Annotated in this window: 7 protein-coding genes and 1 pseudogene; 4 read left to right on the forward strand and 4 right to left on the reverse strand. The window is 49.9% G+C overall.

Annotated elements, in window-relative coordinates:
- Positions 1 to 204: 204 nt before the first annotated feature.
- The 3 genes from PSI22_RS00185 to PSI22_RS00195 are packed head-to-tail and all read left to right on the forward strand — an operon-like array spanning position 205 to position 3,201.
- Positions 205 to 2,664: a YdbH family protein gene (locus PSI22_RS00185; protein WP_273577760.1), complete on the forward strand. Its 2,460-nt coding sequence runs from the start codon at positions 205 to 207 to the stop codon at positions 2,662 to 2,664.
- A 32-nt stretch (positions 2,665 to 2,696) separates the two neighbouring features.
- Positions 2,697 to 2,870, forward strand: coding sequence for a YnbE family lipoprotein (locus PSI22_RS00190; protein WP_273577994.1), 174 nt, complete (start codon positions 2,697 to 2,699; stop codon positions 2,868 to 2,870).
- 10 nt (positions 2,871 to 2,880) lie between these two features.
- Complete coding sequence (locus PSI22_RS00195) at positions 2,881 to 3,201, forward strand: YdbL family probable chaperone protein (protein WP_273577761.1); 321 nt, start codon at positions 2,881 to 2,883, stop codon at positions 3,199 to 3,201.
- A gap of 85 nt (positions 3,202 to 3,286) precedes the next feature.
- On the opposite strand, the gene PSI22_RS00200 is transcribed toward PSI22_RS00195, so the two are convergent.
- Entirely contained in the window at positions 3,287 to 3,901 is a 615-nt protein-coding gene (locus PSI22_RS00200) for an FMN-dependent NADH-azoreductase (RefSeq protein WP_273577762.1), read from the reverse strand.
- Between the two features lie 352 nt (positions 3,902 to 4,253).
- Between PSI22_RS00200 and hrpA the strand changes: the two genes are divergently transcribed.
- Positions 4,254 to 8,159 carry an ATP-dependent RNA helicase HrpA gene (hrpA, locus tag PSI22_RS00205; RefSeq protein WP_370688956.1) on the forward strand — a complete coding sequence of 1,302 codons (3,906 nt, stop codon included), beginning with the start codon at positions 4,254 to 4,256 and terminating at the stop codon, positions 8,157 to 8,159.
- A 74-nt stretch (positions 8,160 to 8,233) separates the two neighbouring features.
- Here the strand turns inward: hrpA and PSI22_RS00210 are convergent, their stop codons facing one another.
- The 3 genes and pseudogenes from PSI22_RS00210 to PSI22_RS00220 form a co-directional block, all read right to left on the reverse strand.
- Positions 8,234 to 18,058: a non-ribosomal peptide synthetase gene (locus PSI22_RS00210; protein WP_273577763.1), complete on the reverse strand. Its 9,825-nt coding sequence runs from the start codon at positions 18,056 to 18,058 to the stop codon at positions 8,234 to 8,236.
- A gap of 278 nt (positions 18,059 to 18,336) precedes the next feature.
- A pseudogene (locus tag PSI22_RS21615) lies at positions 18,337 to 19,695 on the reverse strand (condensation domain-containing protein); the annotation flags it as partial.
- Positions 19,696 to 20,104: 409 nt separating this feature from the next.
- Positions 20,105 to 21,106 carry a fimbrial protein gene (locus PSI22_RS00220; RefSeq protein WP_273577764.1) on the reverse strand — a complete coding sequence of 334 codons (1,002 nt, stop codon included), beginning with the start codon at positions 21,104 to 21,106 and terminating at the stop codon, positions 20,105 to 20,107.
- Positions 21,107 to 21,149: the final 43 nt, after the last annotated feature.

The following is a 21,149-nucleotide window of genomic DNA, read 5'->3' on the forward strand; positions in this document are numbered from 1 at the left end:
AATTCACTTTGCTGCGTTTTAACTGCTGGCAATAATGACGTTTACTGAGATAGGTTCTAAGCGTTATCTCTCGCTATATTCGAACAAACCGACTAATAAGCTATTCATGATAATAGCCCGTATAATAAACCAGCTTAGAGCCTGATATGAAACTATCATAACAGGATGTTGTGCTTAGATTAAAAAATAAGAGATAAGGATGTAATGACCAAGATATTCAAAGTGTTTGCGGTGATGATAACACTGCTGGTGTTATTGGTGTTGACTGGTTGGTACACACTTCCGCGTTGGCTGCCATTGATTGCCAGTCATTGGTTGCCACAGGGCGTTACTCTTTCTCTCAGTCAACCAAAATGGGAAAAGAATACATTACGGCTGGATGATTTGGCATTGCAGGCAAAAGGTTGTGAATGGGTCAATGTGTCCGGGCTGTCTGTGGGATACCCACGCAAAGAAAAAACCAAAGAGCGCTACTGGAATATTCATGCTGCTAGTGTTCACAGCAATAGCCCGTGTCTGGTGCAGTTGCCAGAGACAGAAACCCCGTCAGCGCCATTGTCGGTTGAGGATGCATTATCCTCCATTCCTGCGGTTAAGCTTGCCGTTGATCACTTTGAACTCACGCCGTGGCAGGAATTTGCCGGAAAACTCCAATTTGATTCATCACGTCAAGGTCAGATAACAGGGAGGCTATCCATCAGTCAATACCCTGATCCTTTGCAGGTAATATTAAAATGGCAGGGGCAGGGAGGAACGTTCACTATTAGGGAAGAGAAGCAAAAGCGGATATTGGTGGAGTTGCCATGGTCATTCAATCAATCTCAATTCCTGATAACTGATGGTAAATGGCAATGGATGGATACGGGGCAGCCGTTGTCAGGAGGCGTGAATCTAACCTTTGATCACTGGAGAAAAGGTATAGATGGCATGTTAGTCAGTGGGCGAGTGAATTTGATCACCCAAAATGAACGAGGCAGGGGCAATATCGTTCTTTCTATAAAGCCGACACTTATCAATATGGCGAATGCCCATATCCCGTTTCAGTTAACCGGACAAATGAACTGCGGACAGATGGTTATGACAATGTCATTGCCCGCTATGGTGACGGGTTCGCTGGTGGCACCTAAAATCACATTTCAGCCGGGAGCGCTGTTTCGTGCGTGGGGAAAAGTAAACGAAACCTTGACGGTTAAGGAAGCGCGTTTACCATTGGCGGGGACTTATCTGACCCGTGATGGTTTTACGGGCCGTCTGCAAGCCATCGTGACTGCGCAGGATAACTATTGGGGAAAATTCAAACTGCATCTTGATGGGGATGCCGAGGATTTTATACCCGATCAGGGAAATTGGCATTGGCGTTATTGGGGCAATGGATACTTACCACCGCTACAAGCTAAATGGGACATTTCAGGCACAGGAAGCTGGGAGCGTTCACAGATAACGGTGAGTGCGTTAAACACGGGGTTTGATGTTATCCAATACGGCCTTGTTCAGATGGAAGCACCGCGTTTGCAGCTTATTAAGCCGCTGGTGTGGGAACGTTCCTCAACTCAACCGACATTCATGGGGGACTTGCAGTTATCCGCCTTAAGAACAGATTTCCGTTCTGGCGGTTTTTTACCTCCTTTCGACTTTAAGGCGACAGTGACAGGTCAGTCACCGGAGGATTTTATCCTGAATGGGAAATTATCTCCCAAAGGTATTGAGCCAATCCCATTTTATGGCCGCTGGGACGGTACGCGATTGCGAGGAGAAGCTCGCTGGCCGAGTCAATCTCTGTTGGCACTTCAGCCCTTGATCCCCGTAGATTTGGGGATTGCGGTACGTGGTGGAAACCTCTATGCCCAAGCGGCATTTTCGGCTGCGAAGGGGCAGGGATTGCGTGCTGGTGGTCATTGGGTAGTGAAAAATGCGAGTGTTTGGCTAAAGGATGGCGAAATTGACGGCTTGAATTTTGTTTTGCCGTGGCGTTTGCAGGAACATACTTGGCAATTGGGGGTCACATCGCCTGTCCAACTCAGGGTCAATGAAATTAAGGGATTATTTGGTATGCAGAATGTGACAGCCGATTTGCTGGGTTTCTACCCACCCACTGAAACCCAGCCATTGACGTTATCCAATGTGAATGTGGACATGCTGGATGGCAAACTTGGGCTGGATAAACTTCAATTACCCCAAAGACAGGCTGCGGTACTGCGATTTGATAAATTAAATCTGAGCAAATTGTTTGGTGTTCTGAAAGTTAAGCAAATAGCCATGTCGGGCAGAGTCAGCGGGGAATTGCCGCTATTATCGAATGATAAAAATTGGATTATTCAGCAGGGCTGGGTATCCAATGATGGATCTCTGACATTGAGGCTAGATAAAGATACGGTTGGCTCTATAGGGAAAAATGACCTGACGGCAGGTATGACAATGGATTGGCTGAGTTATTTGGAGATCAGCCATTCAAAGGCACATGTTACGCTGGATAATTTGGGCATTTTGATACTGAATTCAGAAATCAGCGGTGTCAATCCTAGGGTGGATAAAAAACGAGAAGTCAGGCTTAACTATCGCCATGAGGAGAACATTTTTCAGTTATGGCGTAGTCTGCGCTTTGGCAGTAATCTGGAAGAGTGGTTGCAGAAAAATATATCTGTAATGAATGGGAGTGACAAATGATAATAAAAACTGGTTTCAGGTTGTCGGTGGGCATGGCTAGCCTGATGTTAACCAGCATGGTTTTGACGGGGTGTATCAGGCTGGAGGTAGCGACGCCAGATAAACCGATCAAGATTGAGATGAATGTGAAGATTGAGCATGAAATTCATATTAAAGTTGATAGGCAAATTGAAGATATGCTCAAAAACAACTCCAACTTATTTTAAGGGCCAGAATATGAAAAAAGCAGGAGTAATATTTCTGGCGAGTCTGCTATTCAGTTCTTTTGCTGTAGGCATGACGTTGAGTGAAGCAAAACAGCAAGGGCTGGTAGGAGAAACGTTCAGTGGCTATTTGGCACCCGTGAAGAAGACCAGGGATGCTCAGTCCGTGATCCAAAAGGTCAACGAAGAGCGGGAAAAGAAATATGCTGCAATTGCCGCTCAAAATAATATGACAACGAATCAGGTTGCTAAAATGGCGGGTGAAAAATTGGTGAACCGTGCCGGGGCAGGTGAATATGTGCTTGGTATTAATGGCAATTGGGTGAAGAAGTAAAATGAAAAAAGCGCGCCATTTGGCGCGCAAAGAGGATGCGATAAATACTCGGTATAGTTTTGAGGTAATAATTCTGAGCTATTAATTAAGCTGAAATTTTTGCCATCATATCATTGATAGCACTCTGGGCAGACTGATGAGCCAGTTCTGCCGATTCCGCACCCAATCCAAAACCCTCTGCAAAGACGAATTCAACATCGTCAATACCGATGAATCCCAAAAAAGTACGCAGGTACGGTGTTATCAAATCCGTTGGGTTATCTTTATGAATGCCGCCACGGCTAGTTAGCACAATGGCACGTTTGTTTTTCAGCAAACCTTCTGGCCCGGTTTCGGTATAGCGGAAGGTAGCGCCGGCACGGGCAATCAGGTCAAAATAGGCTTTCAATTGGGTTGGAATAGTGAAGTTATACATTGGGGCAGTAAGCACGATCACATCGTGAACTTTCAACTCTGCAATCAGTTCATCCGACAAAGCTAATGTGGCTTTTTGGCGCACTGTCATCTCTGCATCACTTGGGCGCAAAGCTCCCACTAATTCTCCATCAAGCACCGGTACTGGATTTTCAGCTAAATCGCGTACAGTAATGCTATCATCTACGTGGTTGGCCAGCCATTTTTCGACAAAGTAATCAGCCATTTTATTGCTTTGGGAATGCTGCGCCAGAATGCTCGATTTCAGAACCAGTACTTTATTCATATTTCAATTCCTTTATTAACACAGGATAACTAATGTGTTGCTAATTGTGTCGATTTGTCAGCTATCTTATGTCGTATATCGTTCAAGCAATAGCTCAATATTTCGAGATTGGCATTCAAATTTATTGAATAACGGATTTGCGGTTTAGATCAAGTTCATTGAGGTGCTCAAGATATGTTACACTTCTAATATTTCAGTTAATAAGAAATCAATAAGAATCTATCCTATTAGTTTACTGAAATAGGTTCTCAGATTCAGTGTTTCAATAAGAAGATATTGTGTTGACAATAAAAGCGATGTTGAGAATAAAGACAGCGCTACTTAATTAAGAACATCACAAGGATTTATCACCGTGGAATCACCTTTGACAGCATCATTTGCTGAATTATTCGCTGAACTTGAGCACACGCCGCTGCGCGATCAATTCCGGCTGAAAAAACGTCTGCATGGAGCAGCAAAAATCAAAAATCAGGCCTCTTTGCAGGCCGTGGCAAAATCTATTTCTGAAGATATCGCCATTGCAAAACAGAAAGTTATCAATCGTCGCGTTTCATGTCCCCTGATTAAATATCCTGAAAACCTACCAGTTAGCCAGAAAAAAGACGATATCTATAAAGCGATTCGAGATAATCAAGTCGTCATTATTGCGGGAGAAACGGGTTCAGGTAAAACAACCCAGATCCCCAAAATCTGCCTTGAGTTGGGAAGAGGGGTTAAAGGGCTAATTGGTCATACGCAGCCCCGTCGCCTGGCGGCGCGCTCGGTTGCCAGCCGTATTGCGGATGAACTGGAAACTCCGCTTGGCTCAGCCGTCGGTTATAAAGTACGTTTTAATGATCATGTCAGCGAGAATACGCTGGTCAAGTTAATGACGGACGGTATTCTGCTGGCAGAATTGCAGCAAGATCGCCTGCTGCTGCAATATGACACGCTGATTATTGATGAAGCTCATGAACGCAGCCTGAACATTGATTTTATCCTTGGCTATTTGCGCCAGTTGCTGCTTAAACGCCCTGATCTAAAAATTATCATTACCTCCGCGACTATTGATCCTGAGCGTTTTTCCCGCCATTTCAACAATGCACCAATTATTGAAGTCTCTGGCCGTACTTATCCAGTGGAAGTTCGGTATCGTCCGGTGGCAGGCGATGAGAGTGACAGTGATCGGGATCAACTTGAAGCGATCATTGATGCTGTAGATGAATTGGGGCATGAAAGTTCAGGCGACATTCTGGTTTTCATGAGCGGGGAGCGGGAAATCCGTGATACGGCAGATGCACTGGATAAACAGAACTTTCCGCATACTGAAATCCTGCCCCTATTTGCCCGTTTATCCAACAGCGAACAGAACCGGATATTCCAGCCGCATGTCGGGCGCAGAATTATATTGGCAACTAACGTTGCAGAAACATCGCTGACCGTGCCTGGTATCAAATATGTCATTGATACCGGTTTTGCACGTATCAGCCGATACAGTTATCGAACCAAGGTCCAGCGTCTGCCGATAGAGCCGATTTCGCAGGCATCTGCCAATCAGCGCAAAGGCCGCTGTGGTCGTGTTTCAGATGGGATCTGTATCCGGCTCTACTCGGAAGACGATTATTTATCTCGCCCGGAATTTACCGATCCTGAGATTCTGCGTACTAATTTGGCTTCTGTCATTTTGCAGATGACCTCCATTGGCTTGGGCGATGTGAGCGCATTCCCGTTTGTTGAAGCGCCGGATAAACGTAATGTTCAAGATGGTGTCCGTTTGCTGGAAGAACTTGGGGCCATTGATCCGGAATCCCTGTCAGGCGGAACTTACCGGCTGACGCCAATGGGGCAGCAACTTGCACAACTGCCTATCGACCCAAGATTGGCGCGTATGGTGTTGGAAGCTAGAGCGCATGGTTGTGTCCGTGAAGTCATGGTCATTACTTCTGCGTTATCGATTCAAGATCCACGGGAAAGGCCGCTGGAAAAACAGCAGGCTTCTGATGAAAAACACCGTCGTTTCGCAGATAAAGATTCTGATTTCATCGCATTCCTGAAATTGTGGGATTTTCTGGTTGAACAGCAGAAAGCGCTTTCCAGTTCGCAATTCCGCAAACTTTGCCGCCAGGACTATCTGAATTACCTCAGAGTGAGGGAGTGGCAGGATGTCTATACTCAGCTTCGGCAGGTTGTTAAAGAAATTGGCCTGCCGATAAACAGTCAAGAAGCGGATTACCGCAGTATCCATATTGCGTTGCTAACGGGTCTGTTATCTCATGTCGGTCAGAAGGATACCGATAAACAGGAATATACTGGCGCACGTAATGCTCGTTTTTCTGTATTTCCGGGATCAGGGTTATTTAAAAAACCACCTAAATGGGGAATGGTGGCTGAATTGGTAGAAACCAGCCGATTATGGGGGCGTATTGCTGCACGCATCGAACCTGAATGGGTCGAGCCATTGGCGGCACATTTAATCAAGCACCATTACAGCGAACCGCATTGGCAAAAATCTCAAGGTGCGGTGATGGCAACGGAAAAAGTGACGTTGTATGGCTTGCCGATTGTGGCGGGGCGTTTGGTGAATTACAGCCAGATTGATCCGATGTTATGCCGGGAGTTGTTCATCCGTCATGCGTTGGTGGAAGGGGATTGGCAGACCCGGCACTCATTTTTCCGTGCCAATCTCAAGTTACGCGAAGAAGTTGAAGAGCTGGAACATAAATCCCGCCGTCGGGATATTCTGGTGGATGATGAAACCTTGTTCAGTTTCTACGATCAGCGAATCGGTCAAGAAGTCATGTCTTCCCGACATTTTGATCGCTGGTGGCAAGTCGCCAGTAAAGATCAACCTGAACTGCTCAACTTTGAAAAGAGCATGTTAATTAAAGGTGATGCAGATAAAGTTAGTGCTTTGGATTATCCCAACTATTGGCATCAAGACAATTTGAAATTCCGCTTGAGTTACCAGTTTGAGCCGGGAACGGATGCGGATGGTGTCACTGTGCATATTCCGCTGCCAATCCTGAATCAAGTTAAAGATGAAGGTTTTGACTGGCAAATTCCGGGAATTCGTCATGATCTGGTCGTTGCATTGATTAAATCCCTGCCAAAACCTGTACGCCGGAATTTTGTGCCTGCACCTAACTATGCACAGGCATTTCTGGAGCGGGTAACACAGCCGCAGGCTACCTTACTGGATAGTTTTGAGAAAGAACTCCGCCGTATGACGGGTGTGACAGTGTCACGTGATGATTGGCAATTGGATCAGGTTCCTGATCATCTGAAAATCACATTTCGTATCATTGGTGAGAAAAACAAACCGCTGGCGGAAGGTAAGGATCTGTCTGCATTGAGACTGCAATTGAAAGGTAAAGTACAGGAAACACTTTCGGCGGTAGCGGATGATGGCATTGAACAAAGCGGACTGCATATCTGGAGCTTTGGCGAGTTGCCTGAATGTTACGAGCAGAAACGCGGCGGTTATTCTGTTAAGGCATTTCCGGCATTGGTGGATGAAAAAGACAGTATCGGTATCAAATTGTTCGAAACTGAATCCGAACAGCAAAATGCGATGTGGGAAGGCACTCGTCGATTGCTGCTCATGAATATTCCGTCACCGATTAAATACCTGCATGAGAAATTACCTAACAAATCTAAACTTGGGCTGTATTTTAATCCCTATGGAAAAGTGCTGGATCTGATTGATGACTGCATTTCCTGCGGTGTGGATAGATTAATCGCAGAGAATGGTGGGCCAGCATGGAATGAAGAAGCATTTGCAAGTTTGCAGAATAACGTTCGGGCTGATTTGAATGAGGCAGTGGTCAATATAGCCAAACAGGTCGAGCAGATCTTGACGACGGTTTTTTCTATTAATAAACGTTTGAAGGGAAGGGTGGATATCGCACTCGCGCTTGCCTTGTCGGATATTAAAGAACAAATTTCCGGTTTAGTTTTTAATGGCTTTGTTACCTCTCACGGCTGGAAACGTCTTGCGGATGTTTTGCGTTACTTGAATGGCATTGAACGTCGGTTGGAAAAATTAGCGATTGATCCAAACAGGGATAGGGCACACATGAGCCGGATTGAAAATATCCAACGGCAATGGCAGCAGTGGCTAGCGAAACTCTCTATTCAGCAGAAACAATTACCTGAAGTGAAAGAGCTCCGCTGGATGATAGAAGAACTGCGAATCAGCCTGTTTGCCCAACAACTGGGGACAGCGTACCCAATTTCGGATAAGCGTATTTTGCAGGTAATGGAAAATATCGCTATGTAGTATTTAGGGGCTGTTGGTGACTCATACAGCCCCGTATTGACATTGGCCGATACTGCGCGACGTGTGTTTTCCACTCAGGTTGGGGAAGCCTGCTCACCCACGGCTAAAGCCAGTTCACACAGAGTGGGGTGAGTGAACAACGCCGCTAACGGAATCTCCATATTTTGCTCATACATACGAGCCAGCAATTGTATCGCTGTCAGCGAATGGCCGCCCAACTCAAAGAAATTGTCATGCCGGCCGATTTTTTCCAGTTTCAGCAGCTTCTGCCAGATTTGGGCCAGTGCCGTTTCCATGTCACCGATGGGGGCTTCATAGCCGCGAGTCACGACAGTTTCTTCACGCACTCCGTGGGATTGGGTGAAGTGCTGAATCAAGGTATCTTGCAATTGCCGATGTTCGGTGGCAGGCAGAATGAAGAGGTTCACGATCGGCCGTTGAGGTTCGGTTTCCAACGCCTCAACCAGACCCGCCAAGGCGGTGGTCATATAGGTGATCAGACACGCCGGATCAATACCCGGTACGGCCTGAGCCGCCAACAGAAAGCCTTTACCCAAATCATCCACAGCCAAGTAGAGGGGATAGTTAGTCCTCTCCTGTGCAGTTGTCAGGTGTATGCCCTCCCATAGGGTGCGGGTTACATCCGATTGGCTATGGCGATAGTTAAGGAGTGAACTGAAGAGCGGCAGGGGCGGCGCTACACCGCTACAGCGCTGCGCTAGCGCCAGTGGTGCCTGCTCGTGTTCCAGCAGTCGCGTCAAACTGCGATAAGCCGCTTTCACGGTCTCCTGTACACTGTTCCCTGCAAGTTGGATCCGCACGGGCAGCGTATTGATAAACAGACCTAGAATCCGCTCGATGTCGGCACTTCCCTGCATGCGTCCCAGCAAGACTGTCCCGAAGACCACATCATCCCGCCCGCTTACTTTTGCCAGCACCTGCGCCCACGCGACATGGAACAGCACACCGGGACTGACTCCCTGGCGGCGCGCCTGCGTGCGGGTAGCTCTGGCCAGTGCTGCATTAAGTGGTTTTGTAACCTCAGTCACTAGTCTATCCCCACTGTAGACATCCAGTATCCCGAAAGGCGCGGTCGGTGCATCCACGTCGGCGAGCATCTCACGGAAAAACACCTCATGGTCTGGCATCGGTACACGCAGGGACTGAGCGATAAAGTGACGGTAAGGCCGTGCTGGGAGTAAGTATCCGGTACTACGATGGTGCAGAAGTTCATTGATTTCATCAATGATGAGATCCAATGACATATGGTCGTTGAGGATATGGTGGCAGCATAGAGCCAGCAACCACTTACCTTGGCGCGGATCATGAACGATATCAGTGGAGAAAAGCGGAGCCTGACTGATATCAAGACGGTGCCGATACGGGTCAGTGTGCGCCAGCAACTGAGAAGGAATGTCCTTGTCGCTGTCCGGCACAAAGGTGTCGATGCGTAGGGGCGCCTGACGCCAGACAACTTGCACTGGCTGGGGTAATTTCTGCCAGCAGAAGGCGGTGCGTAGAATATCGTGGTAATCAATGACTTGTTGAAGAGCCGTCAGAAAGGCATCAAGGCGCTCGCGGGTGTCGAAAGTAAGCAAGATATGTAACAGATAAATATCCCCTTGTGTTTGCAGCAGGTGGTGGAACAGCATGCCTTCCTGTAACGGGGCGAGCGGGTAGATATCCTGGATATTAGCCGCACCACCGGGAAGGGTAGCGGCGATGGCATCAATCTCGCATTGCGTCAGGGACACCAGAGGCAACATGTCCGGGGTGATGGCGGTACAACCATCAGGAATGAGATTGGGCGGTGTAGTGAACGTGGCCGTGTTACCTTCGGCTATCTGCATCACTTTCGCTATCTCGGTAAGTACGGGTGTAGCGAACACGGTGCGGATGTCAATGATCCAACCCTGGCTGCGCAGCCGTTCGATCAGACTGACTACCATTAGTGAGTGACCACCGAGTTCAAAAAAGTGGTCATAACGGCTCACCTTTTCCAACCCTAATAACGCTTGCCAGATCTCGGCCAGTGCTATTTCCATGTCGCCGACGGGAGCTTCATAAGTGCGGGTCACGACCGCGGCCTGATCCGGCATCGGCAGTGCCTGACGATCAAGCTTGCCATTAGGTGCCAGCGGGAAGGCATCGAGTGTTACAAAGGCGCTGGGCAGCATATATTCGGCAAGGTGCTGCGTGAGCTGCTGGCGCAGTTCCGCTGGCACCAGTTCCGTATTTGGTTCGGCGAGCAGATAGGCAACGAGGCGCTTGTCGCCCGGCATTTCTTTACCGGTAGAAACTTCGCGATGAAGCACAATAGCCTCACGCACTCCGTGGCATTGTACTAATCTGGTTTCGATTTCCCCCAGCTCGATACGAAAACCGCGTATTTTAACCTGGAAATCATTGCGACCGAGATATTCGATATTGCCGTCAGTCCGCCAGCGACCCAAGTCGCCGGTTTTATACATGCGGGCGTTGGGGTGGTCGCTGAAGGGATCGACAACAAATTTCTCTGCTGTTAGTTCCGGTTGGTTCGAATAACCACGGGCGACGCCCATACCACCGATATGGATTTCGCCGCTCACGCCGACAGGAACCGGCTGATCGAGCGCATCCAAAATATAGATGCGGGTATTGGACAGCGGGCGCCCAATTGGAACGTTGTCGGTAATAGGCGGAGTATGTTTGTCATCTATCATCAGTGCCGTGGCAGTGACGGTTATCTCTGTGGGGCCATAGGCGTTGAACCAACGGCAGGATTGCGTCTCTGGGCACGACAGCCAGTCCATTAAATAGCGGTGTTCCACTTTATCGCCGCCAACAATGACGGTGTGCAGATAGGGGCTGAAACCACCGCGTCCTGCCATCATCTCTTGTACCCAGTGGTGCCAGAAGGCGGTTGGTATATTGATGATAGTCATTTTCTGCTCACGCAAGAAATTGACAAAGGTGATATCCGGTATTTTGATATGGGGTGGGCGCAGAATCAGTGTGGCACCCGATGCAAGGGTGGGGAAAATATCCGACACCGAAATATCAAACGCCATAGTCACAAATTGCAAAATACGATCGCCCAAGTGAGGCTCACTGATCTGACGCTGGGCATGGATAAGGCTCACGACATTGCGGTGTTCCAGCATGACGCCTTTTGGATGTCCGGTTGAACCGGAAGTGTAGATGATATAGGCCAAATGGTGCGGCTGAAGCCCCATTTGTTCGCTGTCAGGGTTATGCGCTGGCTGTTTCGCCACGTTATTTTGATGAATTTCATCATCCAGCAGCCAGATGGACAGGTCTTGTATTGAGAAGCGTGTTTGTAAATGCTTCTGAGTCAGCAATATGACAGGTTTGCTGTCCGACAACTGATAGACCAGCCGTTCAGTGGGATATTCTGGATCGAGTGGGATATAACCAGCACCGGCTTTTAAGATCCCGAACAGGCCGATGATCATATCCAAGCCCCGTTCAACACAAATCGCCACACGATCATCAGGGCGCACGCCAAAGGCTATCAGGCTGTGTGCCAATTGATTGGCGCGGCGGTTGAGTTCACTATAACTCAGCGAGTGTTTCTCAAAGATTACGGCAGCGGCGTTCGGTGTGCGTTGCACCTGAGCTTCGAACAGTTGATGAATCAGCCTATGTTGCGGGAAGTCGACTTGAGTGGCGTTGAAATCAACCAGCAACTGCTGACGTTCGGCAACGGACAGCATCGGCAGACGGGTAATGGCTTGCGTTTCATCGGCCGCCATGGCCGTCAGTACTTGAGTGAAATAACCCACCATGCGCTCAACCGTCGCACGGTCGAACAGATCCGAGGCATATTCCAGATAACCATTGAGGTCATCCACGGTTTCAATGAGTGACAATGTCAGGTCAAAGTGCGCGCTGCGATGTGTCTGTTCAACCAACGAAACGGATAAACCGGGTAATTCAAAGGATTGGGTGGGGGTATTGTTCAGCGCCAGCATGACCTGAAAGATCGGGCTGTAGCTCAGGCTACGCTCAGGTTGCAGGGTTTCCACTATTTGTTCAAAAGGCAGGTCTTGATGAGTATAGGCCGCCAGCGCTCGCTCGCGGACGTGGGCGAGCAGTTCCGCCACTGCGTTGCACTGCCCCAATTCGATACGCAAAGGTAGGGTATTGACGAAAAAACCTATCAGCCCCTCAAGTTCACTCCGTGGACGATTGGCGACGGGGGTGCCGATGACGATATCGTCCTGACCACTCAAACGGGTAAGCACGATCCCCCAAGCCGTAAGCAGGGTCATAAATAACGTTGTGCCCTGACGCTGTCCGAGCGCCTTGAGGGCAGTCAATAAGTCAGCATCCAGATGGACAGGCACATGGCTGCCGGCGTAACGCTGCTCTGGTGGGCGTGGTCGGTCGGTGGGCAGCGCCAGCAGCGACGGTGCGCCCTGAAGTTGCACTCGCCAGAAATTCCGTTGTGCAGTGAGAATATCACCCTGCAACCATTCGCGTTGCCAGACGGCATAGTCGGCATACTGAATAGACAGGGGCGGTAAAGGATCACCATGCTCCCCAAGCGCGGCACAGTAGAGTGCTCTCAGTTCGTGGATCAATACCCCCACTGACCAGCCGTCGGTGATGAGATGATGCTGGGTGAGGATCAACACATGTTCTTCGCCCGCCAATTGCAGCAATTGACCTCGAACCAGCGGTTCGTTGGCAAAATTAAACAGGGTTTGTGTTTCGAGTTCCATCAATTCGTCAATACGGGTTAGGCGGGAAGCCGCGTCTAATCCGCGCAGATCCTGACAGATCAGGGTAAAACCGATATCCGCGTCGTCAATTTGCTGGTAAGGCTGTTCATCAACCAGGACAAAACGTGTGCGCAGGCTTTCTTGTCGGGCAACAAGGTTGTCGAGTGCGGCTGTAAATGCGGTGTGGTCTAACTGCCCGTGCAGGCGAAGAACCGTAGGAATATGGTAGGCCAGACTGGCCTTAGGATTGAGTTGGGCGAGGAACCACAGGCGTTGCTGGGCGAAAGAGAGCGGCAGTGACTGACGGCGGTCGGCGGTCAGAATGACGGTTTGCGCGGCCACTGATGCGTCGATGAGTACGGTAGCCAAATCAGCGAGGACAGGGTAGGCAAAGAGTTGCGGTAAGGGCAGTTCCAACGCCAGCCTCTGGCGTACTCGTGCAGCAAGTTGGATCGCGAGCAGGGAATGACCGCCGAGCTCAAAGAAATGGTCGTAACGGCTCACCCTTTCCAGCCCTAATAACACTTGCCAAATCTCGGCCAGTGCCATTTCCATTTCACTAACAGGCGCTTCATAGCCACGCGTCACCATCGCAGACGAATCAGGGGCAGGGAGCGCCTGTCGGTCGAGTTTGCCATTAGGCGTCAGCGGGAAGGCATCGAGCGTCACAAAGGCGCTGGGCAGCATATACTCGGCAAGGTGCTGCGCGAGCTGCTGGCGCAGTGCCATTGGTTCCAATTCAACACCCGCCTGAGGCAGCAGATAGGCGACCAGACGCTTCTGACCTGCACTATTTTCATCAGGAATTTCATCGGAAATGTCTTCTCGGGCAATCACAACCGCCTCGCTCACACCGTGGCATTGCACCAATCTGACTTCGATTTCTCCGAGTTCAATTCGGAAGCCGCGCAGCTTGACCTGAAAATCGTTGCGGCCGAGGTATTCAATATTGCCGTCGGGCAGCCAGCAGCCCAGATCGCCGGTCTTGTACATGCGCGCTCCGGCTATTGTTGCGAAGGGATTGGGCAGGAAACGTTCCGCCGTCAGTTCGGGGCGGTTTAGATAGCCGCGGGCAACACCGGCACCCGCGATATGGATCTCCCCTGTAACACCGAGCGGGACAGGTTGACTGTCGGCGTCGAGGATATAAATTTGGGTATTGGCGATTGGGCGACCAATATGAGCGACAAAGCCAGTCATCCGGTTCATGCGTACCCAGGTTGAATAGGTTGTCGTCTCCGAAGGGCCGTATAAATTGCACACCTCCTGTACAGAAGAACAAGCAAACAATTGTTCGACAACGTGCGGTTTCAGCGATTCACCAGCCAAATTGACTGTTCGGGTAGCCGCAGGGATCGCGTTAGTGTCGATCAAATGCGTGATGGCCGATGGCACCGTATTGATTAGGCTGACCGATGGTTTTTTGGTGACCAGCGAAAGCGCATCAGAAACAAGATGAACCGTGCCACCGGAGATGAAAGGCGCAAAACATTCGTACACGGCTAAGTCAAAATTGAGCGAGGTAGCGAAAAGGGTATGGGCTAGCTCTTCAGGGCGGAAAGCTTGTTGTACCCAGGTGAGGAAATTCACCGTATTGCGGTGTTCGATCGCCACTCCCTTGGGCAGACCGGTAGAGCCTGAGGTGTAGATCACGTATGCCAGATGGCGTGACGTCAGGCCCAGTGACCGCGCATCTGGATTATCGGTTGGCATAGCCTCAATCAATGGTTCTGGGTTGTCGAGTATTATCATGGGCATAACCGTAGGCACCGTGCTGGCCAGCCGATCAGCGAGCATCTTCTGGGTCAGTACCACCTTTGGTGTCGCGTCTTCAAGCATATATGCCAGCCGCTCGTCGGGATAAGCCGGGTCGAGAGGTACATAAGCCCCGCCAGCTTTCAGAACGCCTAATAAACCGACTACCATAGCCAGACTGCGTTCGACATAAAGTGCCACCCGATCATCAGGGCGTATCCCCAACGCAATTAGATGATGCGCCAGACGATTGGCACGGTGGTTTAGCTCGTTATAACTCAGCGATTGGTCTTCAAAGACCACGGCGGTGGCGTCTGGTGTGCGCAGTACTTGCGCTTCGAACAGTTGATGAATCAACGCATACTGCGGGAAGTCGACTTGAGTGGCGTTGAAATCGACCAGCAGTTGCTGGTGCTCGGTGGCGGGCAGAATAGAGAGGTTCACGATCGGTCGTTGAGGTTCGGTTTCCAACGCCTCAACCAGACCTGTAAGAGCGGTGGTCATATAGGCGGCCAGACGAGCCGGATCGATACCCGGTACGGTCTGGGCAACCAACCGGAAGCCTTCACCCAAATCATCCACGGACAAGGTGAGGGGATAGTTGGTTCTCTCCTGTTCTGCCAACAGACGTATACCTTTACCTTCCCACGCGGCAAAGGTTGTCTCTGGTTGGCTATGACGATAGTTAAGCAGTGCGCTGAAGAGCGGCAGGGACGGTGCCACACCACTACAGCGCTGCGCCAGCGTAAGTGGTGCCTGCTCGTGTTCCAGCAGCCTTGTCAAATTGCGGTAGACCGTTTGCACGGTCGTTTGTACGCTGTTCCCTGCCAGCCGGACCCTCACGGGCAGGGTATTGATAAACAGGCCAAGGCTCCGATCGATGCCGGCACTCCCTTGCATACGCCCCAGTAAGACTGTGCCGAAAACCACATCATCCCGCCCGCTGGTTTTAGCCAACACCTGCGCCCATGCGACATGGAACAGCACACCGGGACTGATACCTTGACGGCGCGCCTGCGTGCGGATGGCCCTGGCCAGTACCGCGTCAAGTAGATGCGTGGCTTCCGTCACCTGTCTATCCCCGCTGTGGACATCCAGTATTCCGAAGGGCGTGGTTGGCGCATCTACACCGGCGAGCACCTCACGGAAGTAGGTTTCGTGCTCTGAAGCCGGTACGCTCAGGGACTGGGCGACAAAGTTGCGGTAAGGCTGTGCTGCGGGTAAGTTTTCGGCACGATTTTGCAACAGTTCGCTGATTTCAGCGATGATAAGTTCCAAGGTGATATGGTCACTGACCAGATGGTGGAAGCACAGAACCAGCAACCACTCGTTCTGGATCGGATCATGGGCGATATCGATGGAGAAAAGCGGAGCCTGACGCAAATCGAGACGCCGCTGGTGTGGATCGGTGTGTGCCAGCAATTGAGATTGGACGTCCTTGTCACTGGTCGGCACAAACGTATCGGTGCGCAGAGGGGCCTGACGCCAGACGACTTGCACTGGCTGTGCTAATCCCTGCCAGCAGGCGGCGGTGCGCAGAATATCGTGGCGGTTAATGACCTGTTGTAAGGCTGTCAGGAAGGCAGCGAGGCGCTGATGGGTGTCGAAAGCGAGCAGGCTGCGTAACAGATAAGTATCACCTTGCGGTTGCAACAGGTGATGAAACAGAATGCCTTCCTGTAATGGCGCGAGTGGGTAGATATCCTGAATATTAGCGGCGCCACCGGGGATGGTGGCGGCAATAGTATCAATCTCGCGCTGGGACAAGGATATCAGGGACAGCATATCAGGCGTAATGGTGGTACAGCCGTCAGGGATGAGATTGGGTGGCACGGTGAAAGCGGCAGCACTGTCTTGAGCAAGCAGCATTGCTTGCGCCATTTCGGCCAGCGTCGGTGTGGAGAAGACGGTACTGATGTCAAGAACCCAGCCCCGACGACGTAGTCGTTCGATCAGGTTCACCGCCATTAGCGAATGACCACCGAGCTCAAAGAAATGGTCATAACGTCCCACCTTTTCCAGCCCTAATAACGCTTGCCAAATCTCAGCCAATGCCGTTTCCATTTCATCGGCAGGTGCTTCGTAGCTGCGTGCTACGACCGCCATCTGATCCGGAGCAGGTAGAGCCTGACGGTCGAGCTTGCCATTGGGCGTTAGCGGGAAGGTGTCGAGTGTTACAAAAGCGCTGGGCAGCATATACTCGGTAAGGTGCCGTGCGAGCTGCTGGCGCAGTTCCGCTGGCACCAGTTCCACATTCGGTTCGGCGAGCAGATAAGCAACAAGCCGTTTTTCACCCGGTGTTTTTTCATCAGAAATGTCTTCTCGGGCAAGGACAACTGCTTCGCGCACGCCGTGGCATTGTACCAGTTGAGACTCAATTTCTCCCAGTTCGATACGGAAGCCGCGCAGCTTGACCTGAAAATCGTTGCGGCCGAGGTATTCGATATTGCCGTCAGCCAGCCAGCGCCCCCGATCACCGGTTTTGTACATGCGTGCTGCCGGCATGCCGGAAAACGGGTCGGGCAGGAAGCGTTCCGCCGTCAATTCAGGACGGTTCAGGTAGCCGCGGGCAATGCCAACACCGGCGATATGGATTTCCCCCGCCACACCAAGGGGGACGGGCTGTCCATGCGGATCAAGGATATAGATACGAGTATTGGCGATTGGACTGCCGATAGGCGGAGTCCCTTCTTTTTGGTTATCGCACAGATAAATAGTTGAACAGATCGTACTTTCAGTCGGCCCATAAGCATTAAGCATGCGTCGACCGGTAGCCCAGCGTTTGATCAGTGAGGATGGGCAGGCTTCTCCGCCTACGATCAGGGTCTGTAGTGTCACAGGAACGGAATCCAGTGCAGCCAACGCTGTTGGCGACAACAACACATGGGTAATGGCATGGGATTCCAAAGTATCCAATAGTGCTGCGCCGGGCAGGAGATGCGTGCGCTGGACAAGATGGAGACAGGCACCTCCCAGAAGTGCCATGCAGCATTCCCAGATACAGGCGTCAAAGCTGTTTGAGGCAAATTGCAGAATATGGCTGCATGGCTCGATTGCCAGAACATCTTGCTGTGTCGAGAGCAGATTACTCAGGCCGCGATGCTCGACCATCACTCCTTTGGGGAGTCCAGTAGATCCCGAAGTGTAGATCACATAGGCCAAATGGTGTGACGTCAGGCCGAGTGCTTGCGCGTCCGGATTGTGGGTTGGTTGCGTTGCTATAGTCGATTCGGGCTTGTTGAGCACCAGCGTAGGTATGATGCTGCTGGCCAGTGTGTCGAGTAGTACCGTCTGTGTGAGCAAAGCCACTGGTGCCGCGTCATCAAGCATATATGCCAGTCGCTCGGCAGGATAGGCCGGATCGAGCGGTACATAAGCCCCGCCAGCCTTGAGGATACCCAATAAACCGACCACCATATCCAGACTGCGTTCGACACACGATCGTCTGGATGCACATTCAACGCAATCAGATGATGGGCCAGACGATTGGCGCGGCGGTTAAGCTCGTCATAACTTAGGGATTGGCCTTCAAAGACCACGGCGATAGCGTCAGGATTGCGTTGTACCTGTGCTTCGAACAATTGATGAATCAATGCATTTTGCGGGAAATTGGCCTGAGTGGCATTGAAGTCCACCAATATCTGTTGGCGTTCAGCTTCGGGCAAGATGGGCAAATTCACTATCGGCGTATCCAGAGCGGTGATGGCGGCGTCGATCAATACGGTAAAACGAGATTGGAGAGCCATAACCTCTGAGGTGCTCAGGTAATCGGTAGAGAAATCGAATTCAATTGTGATGGGTTGAAGGTCATCGCCAAGACCGGTTGTGTACTGCTTGATGATGATCGAAAGAGGATAGGGCACACCATGGTGTATATCAAAAAATTGGATGTTGGTATCTTCTCCTGCCATATGCAGATTGGCTTTAAACGGTTCGAGTGACAGTGTAATGTCAAATAATTGAGCACGCCCCGTTTTCTGCTGAATATGTGTTTGTCGGTTGATCTCTGCAATGGGAAAACGTTGGTGCTTATAGCAACGACGCAATTCGGTAGCGGCTTTGTGCATAACATCAAGGAACGTGTCTTCTGGTGAAATTGTCACGCCAATCGGAATAACGGATGCAAACATTCCCATGGTGTTTTTTTGTTGGGCATTTTTGCGGTTGTGCACAGGAATGCCGATGACAATTTCATCCGCCCCCGTCGTCCGGCTGAAATAGCTAGCCAGAACGGCATACATAAAATGCAGGACGGATAATCCCTGACGGGCCACGGTGTCTTCGATACGTTGAAAAAGCGTCTTGTCTATTTGCCAAAAAATAGGTTTGGCTTGCCCGTGGCTTGCGGCTTTGTTGGGATTGGCAGTTGGGAGTAATGGCGGCGGTAGGCTTTCATAGCGCTTCACCCAAAATTGCAAATCGTGTGAGTAGCGTTGAGAAGCCAGATAATCTCGGTCATCCGTAATGAAATTCAGATAGGAGGGGGCAGTCCTGTTCAGCGTTTCTCCCCTTATCAGGCGATTATAGGTATCGACAACATCTTCACCGAGTATGAACAAACTAATACCATCCATGATCAAATGGTGACAGCAAAACTGCCAGTACCGACGTGTATGGCCCACCCGTAATAATTCGGTACGCCATAGCGCTCCATCCAAATGGAACGGACGCATGAATTCGGTATTGATATGTTGTTTGGTTTGGGCTTCTGCGTCGATATGCGGAGAGAAATCGTGTATGTCCATGAACACGGGGAGCGTATCAGTCACCTCTTGCAGCGGTAAGGTGTGGGTGTTGATGAGCTGTAAACGCAGTGTGTCATGACGATAAACAACGGCTTCAAAAGCACGAGCGAACAAGGCTTCATCCAATTCTCCTTCGATGCAGGTAAAAAGACCGATATTGTAATTGGGAGAACCGGGGTGGATAACCTGATCGAGCCAGATGACTTGCTGAGGAGAACTCAACGGGTGTGCATGAGGAAGAAGAGAATCGTCGTTATCAACGGCTAAGGAAATTTCTGAGGAGCGATTTTGGCTGTGTGACATACTCATTTCTCCTTTGTAATAGTTAAGATCCAACCTGATACTTCTATCTGAAAATAAAAGAATTACTGACTTTGATTAACCTGGTGTCTGGATGAAAAATGAACTTTAAACGCATCTCAAGATAAGAATTTTTGTCTGAAAATAGATATAACAATGAGTTATTGTAGGTAAATTAACTAAATTACACCTTGATGTCGATACTTTGTTGCTGGCAGGAACATCGTAAACAAGGATGTTAGGGTGCATGAATTGTAGTCGTGTGATTATTAAGGAAAACTGGCTAGATGGAGGGAATAAATATGCTGTCTCGGATTAAAAACAAGTGGCTGCTAAAACAGCCACTTGTACGATAAGTAATCGCCTCACCGTTATCGTTCTTTGGGCTGTGTTTGCGGATCGTCTTGGAGATTTGCGTTTATTGATAGGTCAACGTAATGGTTGCCGTTGCATCTGCCTTGCCTGGTGTCACCCGTCCTTCTGTTTGGATATAACGAGCGTGCAGTGGAATAGCAAAATTGCCTATTGTTTGGCCGGAGTGAATCATCAGCGGAGAACCCATTGATAACGGTTGATTTTGGTACAAGATCTGCAAACCAATTCCGGTTGCCGTGACGTTGTCACTATTATAATCCAATGCCCAGATATTATTGGCATTGCTTTTTGCAGGTCGTCCATCCAGCGTCACGCCAACTTTAACATTCGCATCGCAATCCAGATTTAATTCGAAACTTCTCATGCCGGCTGTACTGTTAATGCCGCGAAACGCACTGGTTCTGACTTCTCCCATATTGACGAAGGTCGTTTTTTGCTTGAGGGAACACCCCTGAGTCATGATATAAGTATTTGTCAAAAAGAAAGTATGAATAGGGAGATCGAGCCCCAATTTGGCTCTGGTCAGCAGTCTCTGATGAGTTGGCCCTGAACCGGTTGTTGGCGCAATTTTGATTAATTGAACGGTCAAATAACCCCATGTTCGGCCACAATATTGCTTTTTATTTGGAAACTGACTCGGCGGGGAACAAGTGACTGGATATGTCGCTGTTCTGGGTAGCCAATCGATACCGTAGCCGGGCCCCCATGTATTGATACGGATACCGACACCCGGCACTCCAGATTCATAAATCGCATCATAGTTGTAGTGTGCCGGATCAAAATTCGGTTTCTCCCATGATGTAGGAGTGAGCGTATTACAGGTGGCGATATTGCCTTTTTCATCCACATGATCCAACCGAATTTCTTTGATGGTTGTTCCGATGGGATGGTCTCTAGGAATAACGATAGTGCCAAAAGAGACGTACGTAGTGTCGGCTGAAAAACCCGGCGAATATTGGCAGTCATAATTTGCCAGAGCATCAAAACTACTCATTATGCCCGCGATAAATGTGCTTGCTAATAATAATTTTAAGCCGTTAATCATATAAAATTTCCATAATATATAAAAATATCAAATAGGTGTTCTG

It is taken from the genome of Xenorhabdus aichiensis (assembly GCF_028598775.1).
Classification (GTDB): domain Bacteria; phylum Pseudomonadota; class Gammaproteobacteria; order Enterobacterales; family Enterobacteriaceae; genus Xenorhabdus; species Xenorhabdus bovienii.

Bases quoted from the DNA above. Each gene is read 5' to 3' on its own strand.
- PSI22_RS00185 (WP_273577760.1), top strand. From the start codon at position 205: ATGACCAAGATATTCAAAGTGTTTGCGGTGATGATAACACTGCTGGTG.
- PSI22_RS00190 (WP_273577994.1), top strand. From the start codon at position 2,697: ATGGCTAGCCTGATGTTAACCAGCATGGTTTTGACGGGGTGTATCAGG.
- PSI22_RS00195 (WP_273577761.1), top strand. From the start codon at position 2,881: ATGAAAAAAGCAGGAGTAATATTTCTGGCGAGTCTGCTATTCAGTTCT.
- PSI22_RS00200 (WP_273577762.1), bottom strand. From the start codon at position 3,901: ATGAATAAAGTACTGGTTCTGAAATCGAGCATTCTGGCGCAGCATTCC.
- PSI22_RS00210 (WP_273577763.1), bottom strand. From the start codon at position 18,058: ATGGTGGTCGGTTTATTGGGTATCCTCAAGGCTGGCGGGGCTTATGTA.
- PSI22_RS00220 (WP_273577764.1), bottom strand. From the start codon at position 21,106: ATGATTAACGGCTTAAAATTATTATTAGCAAGCACATTTATCGCGGGC.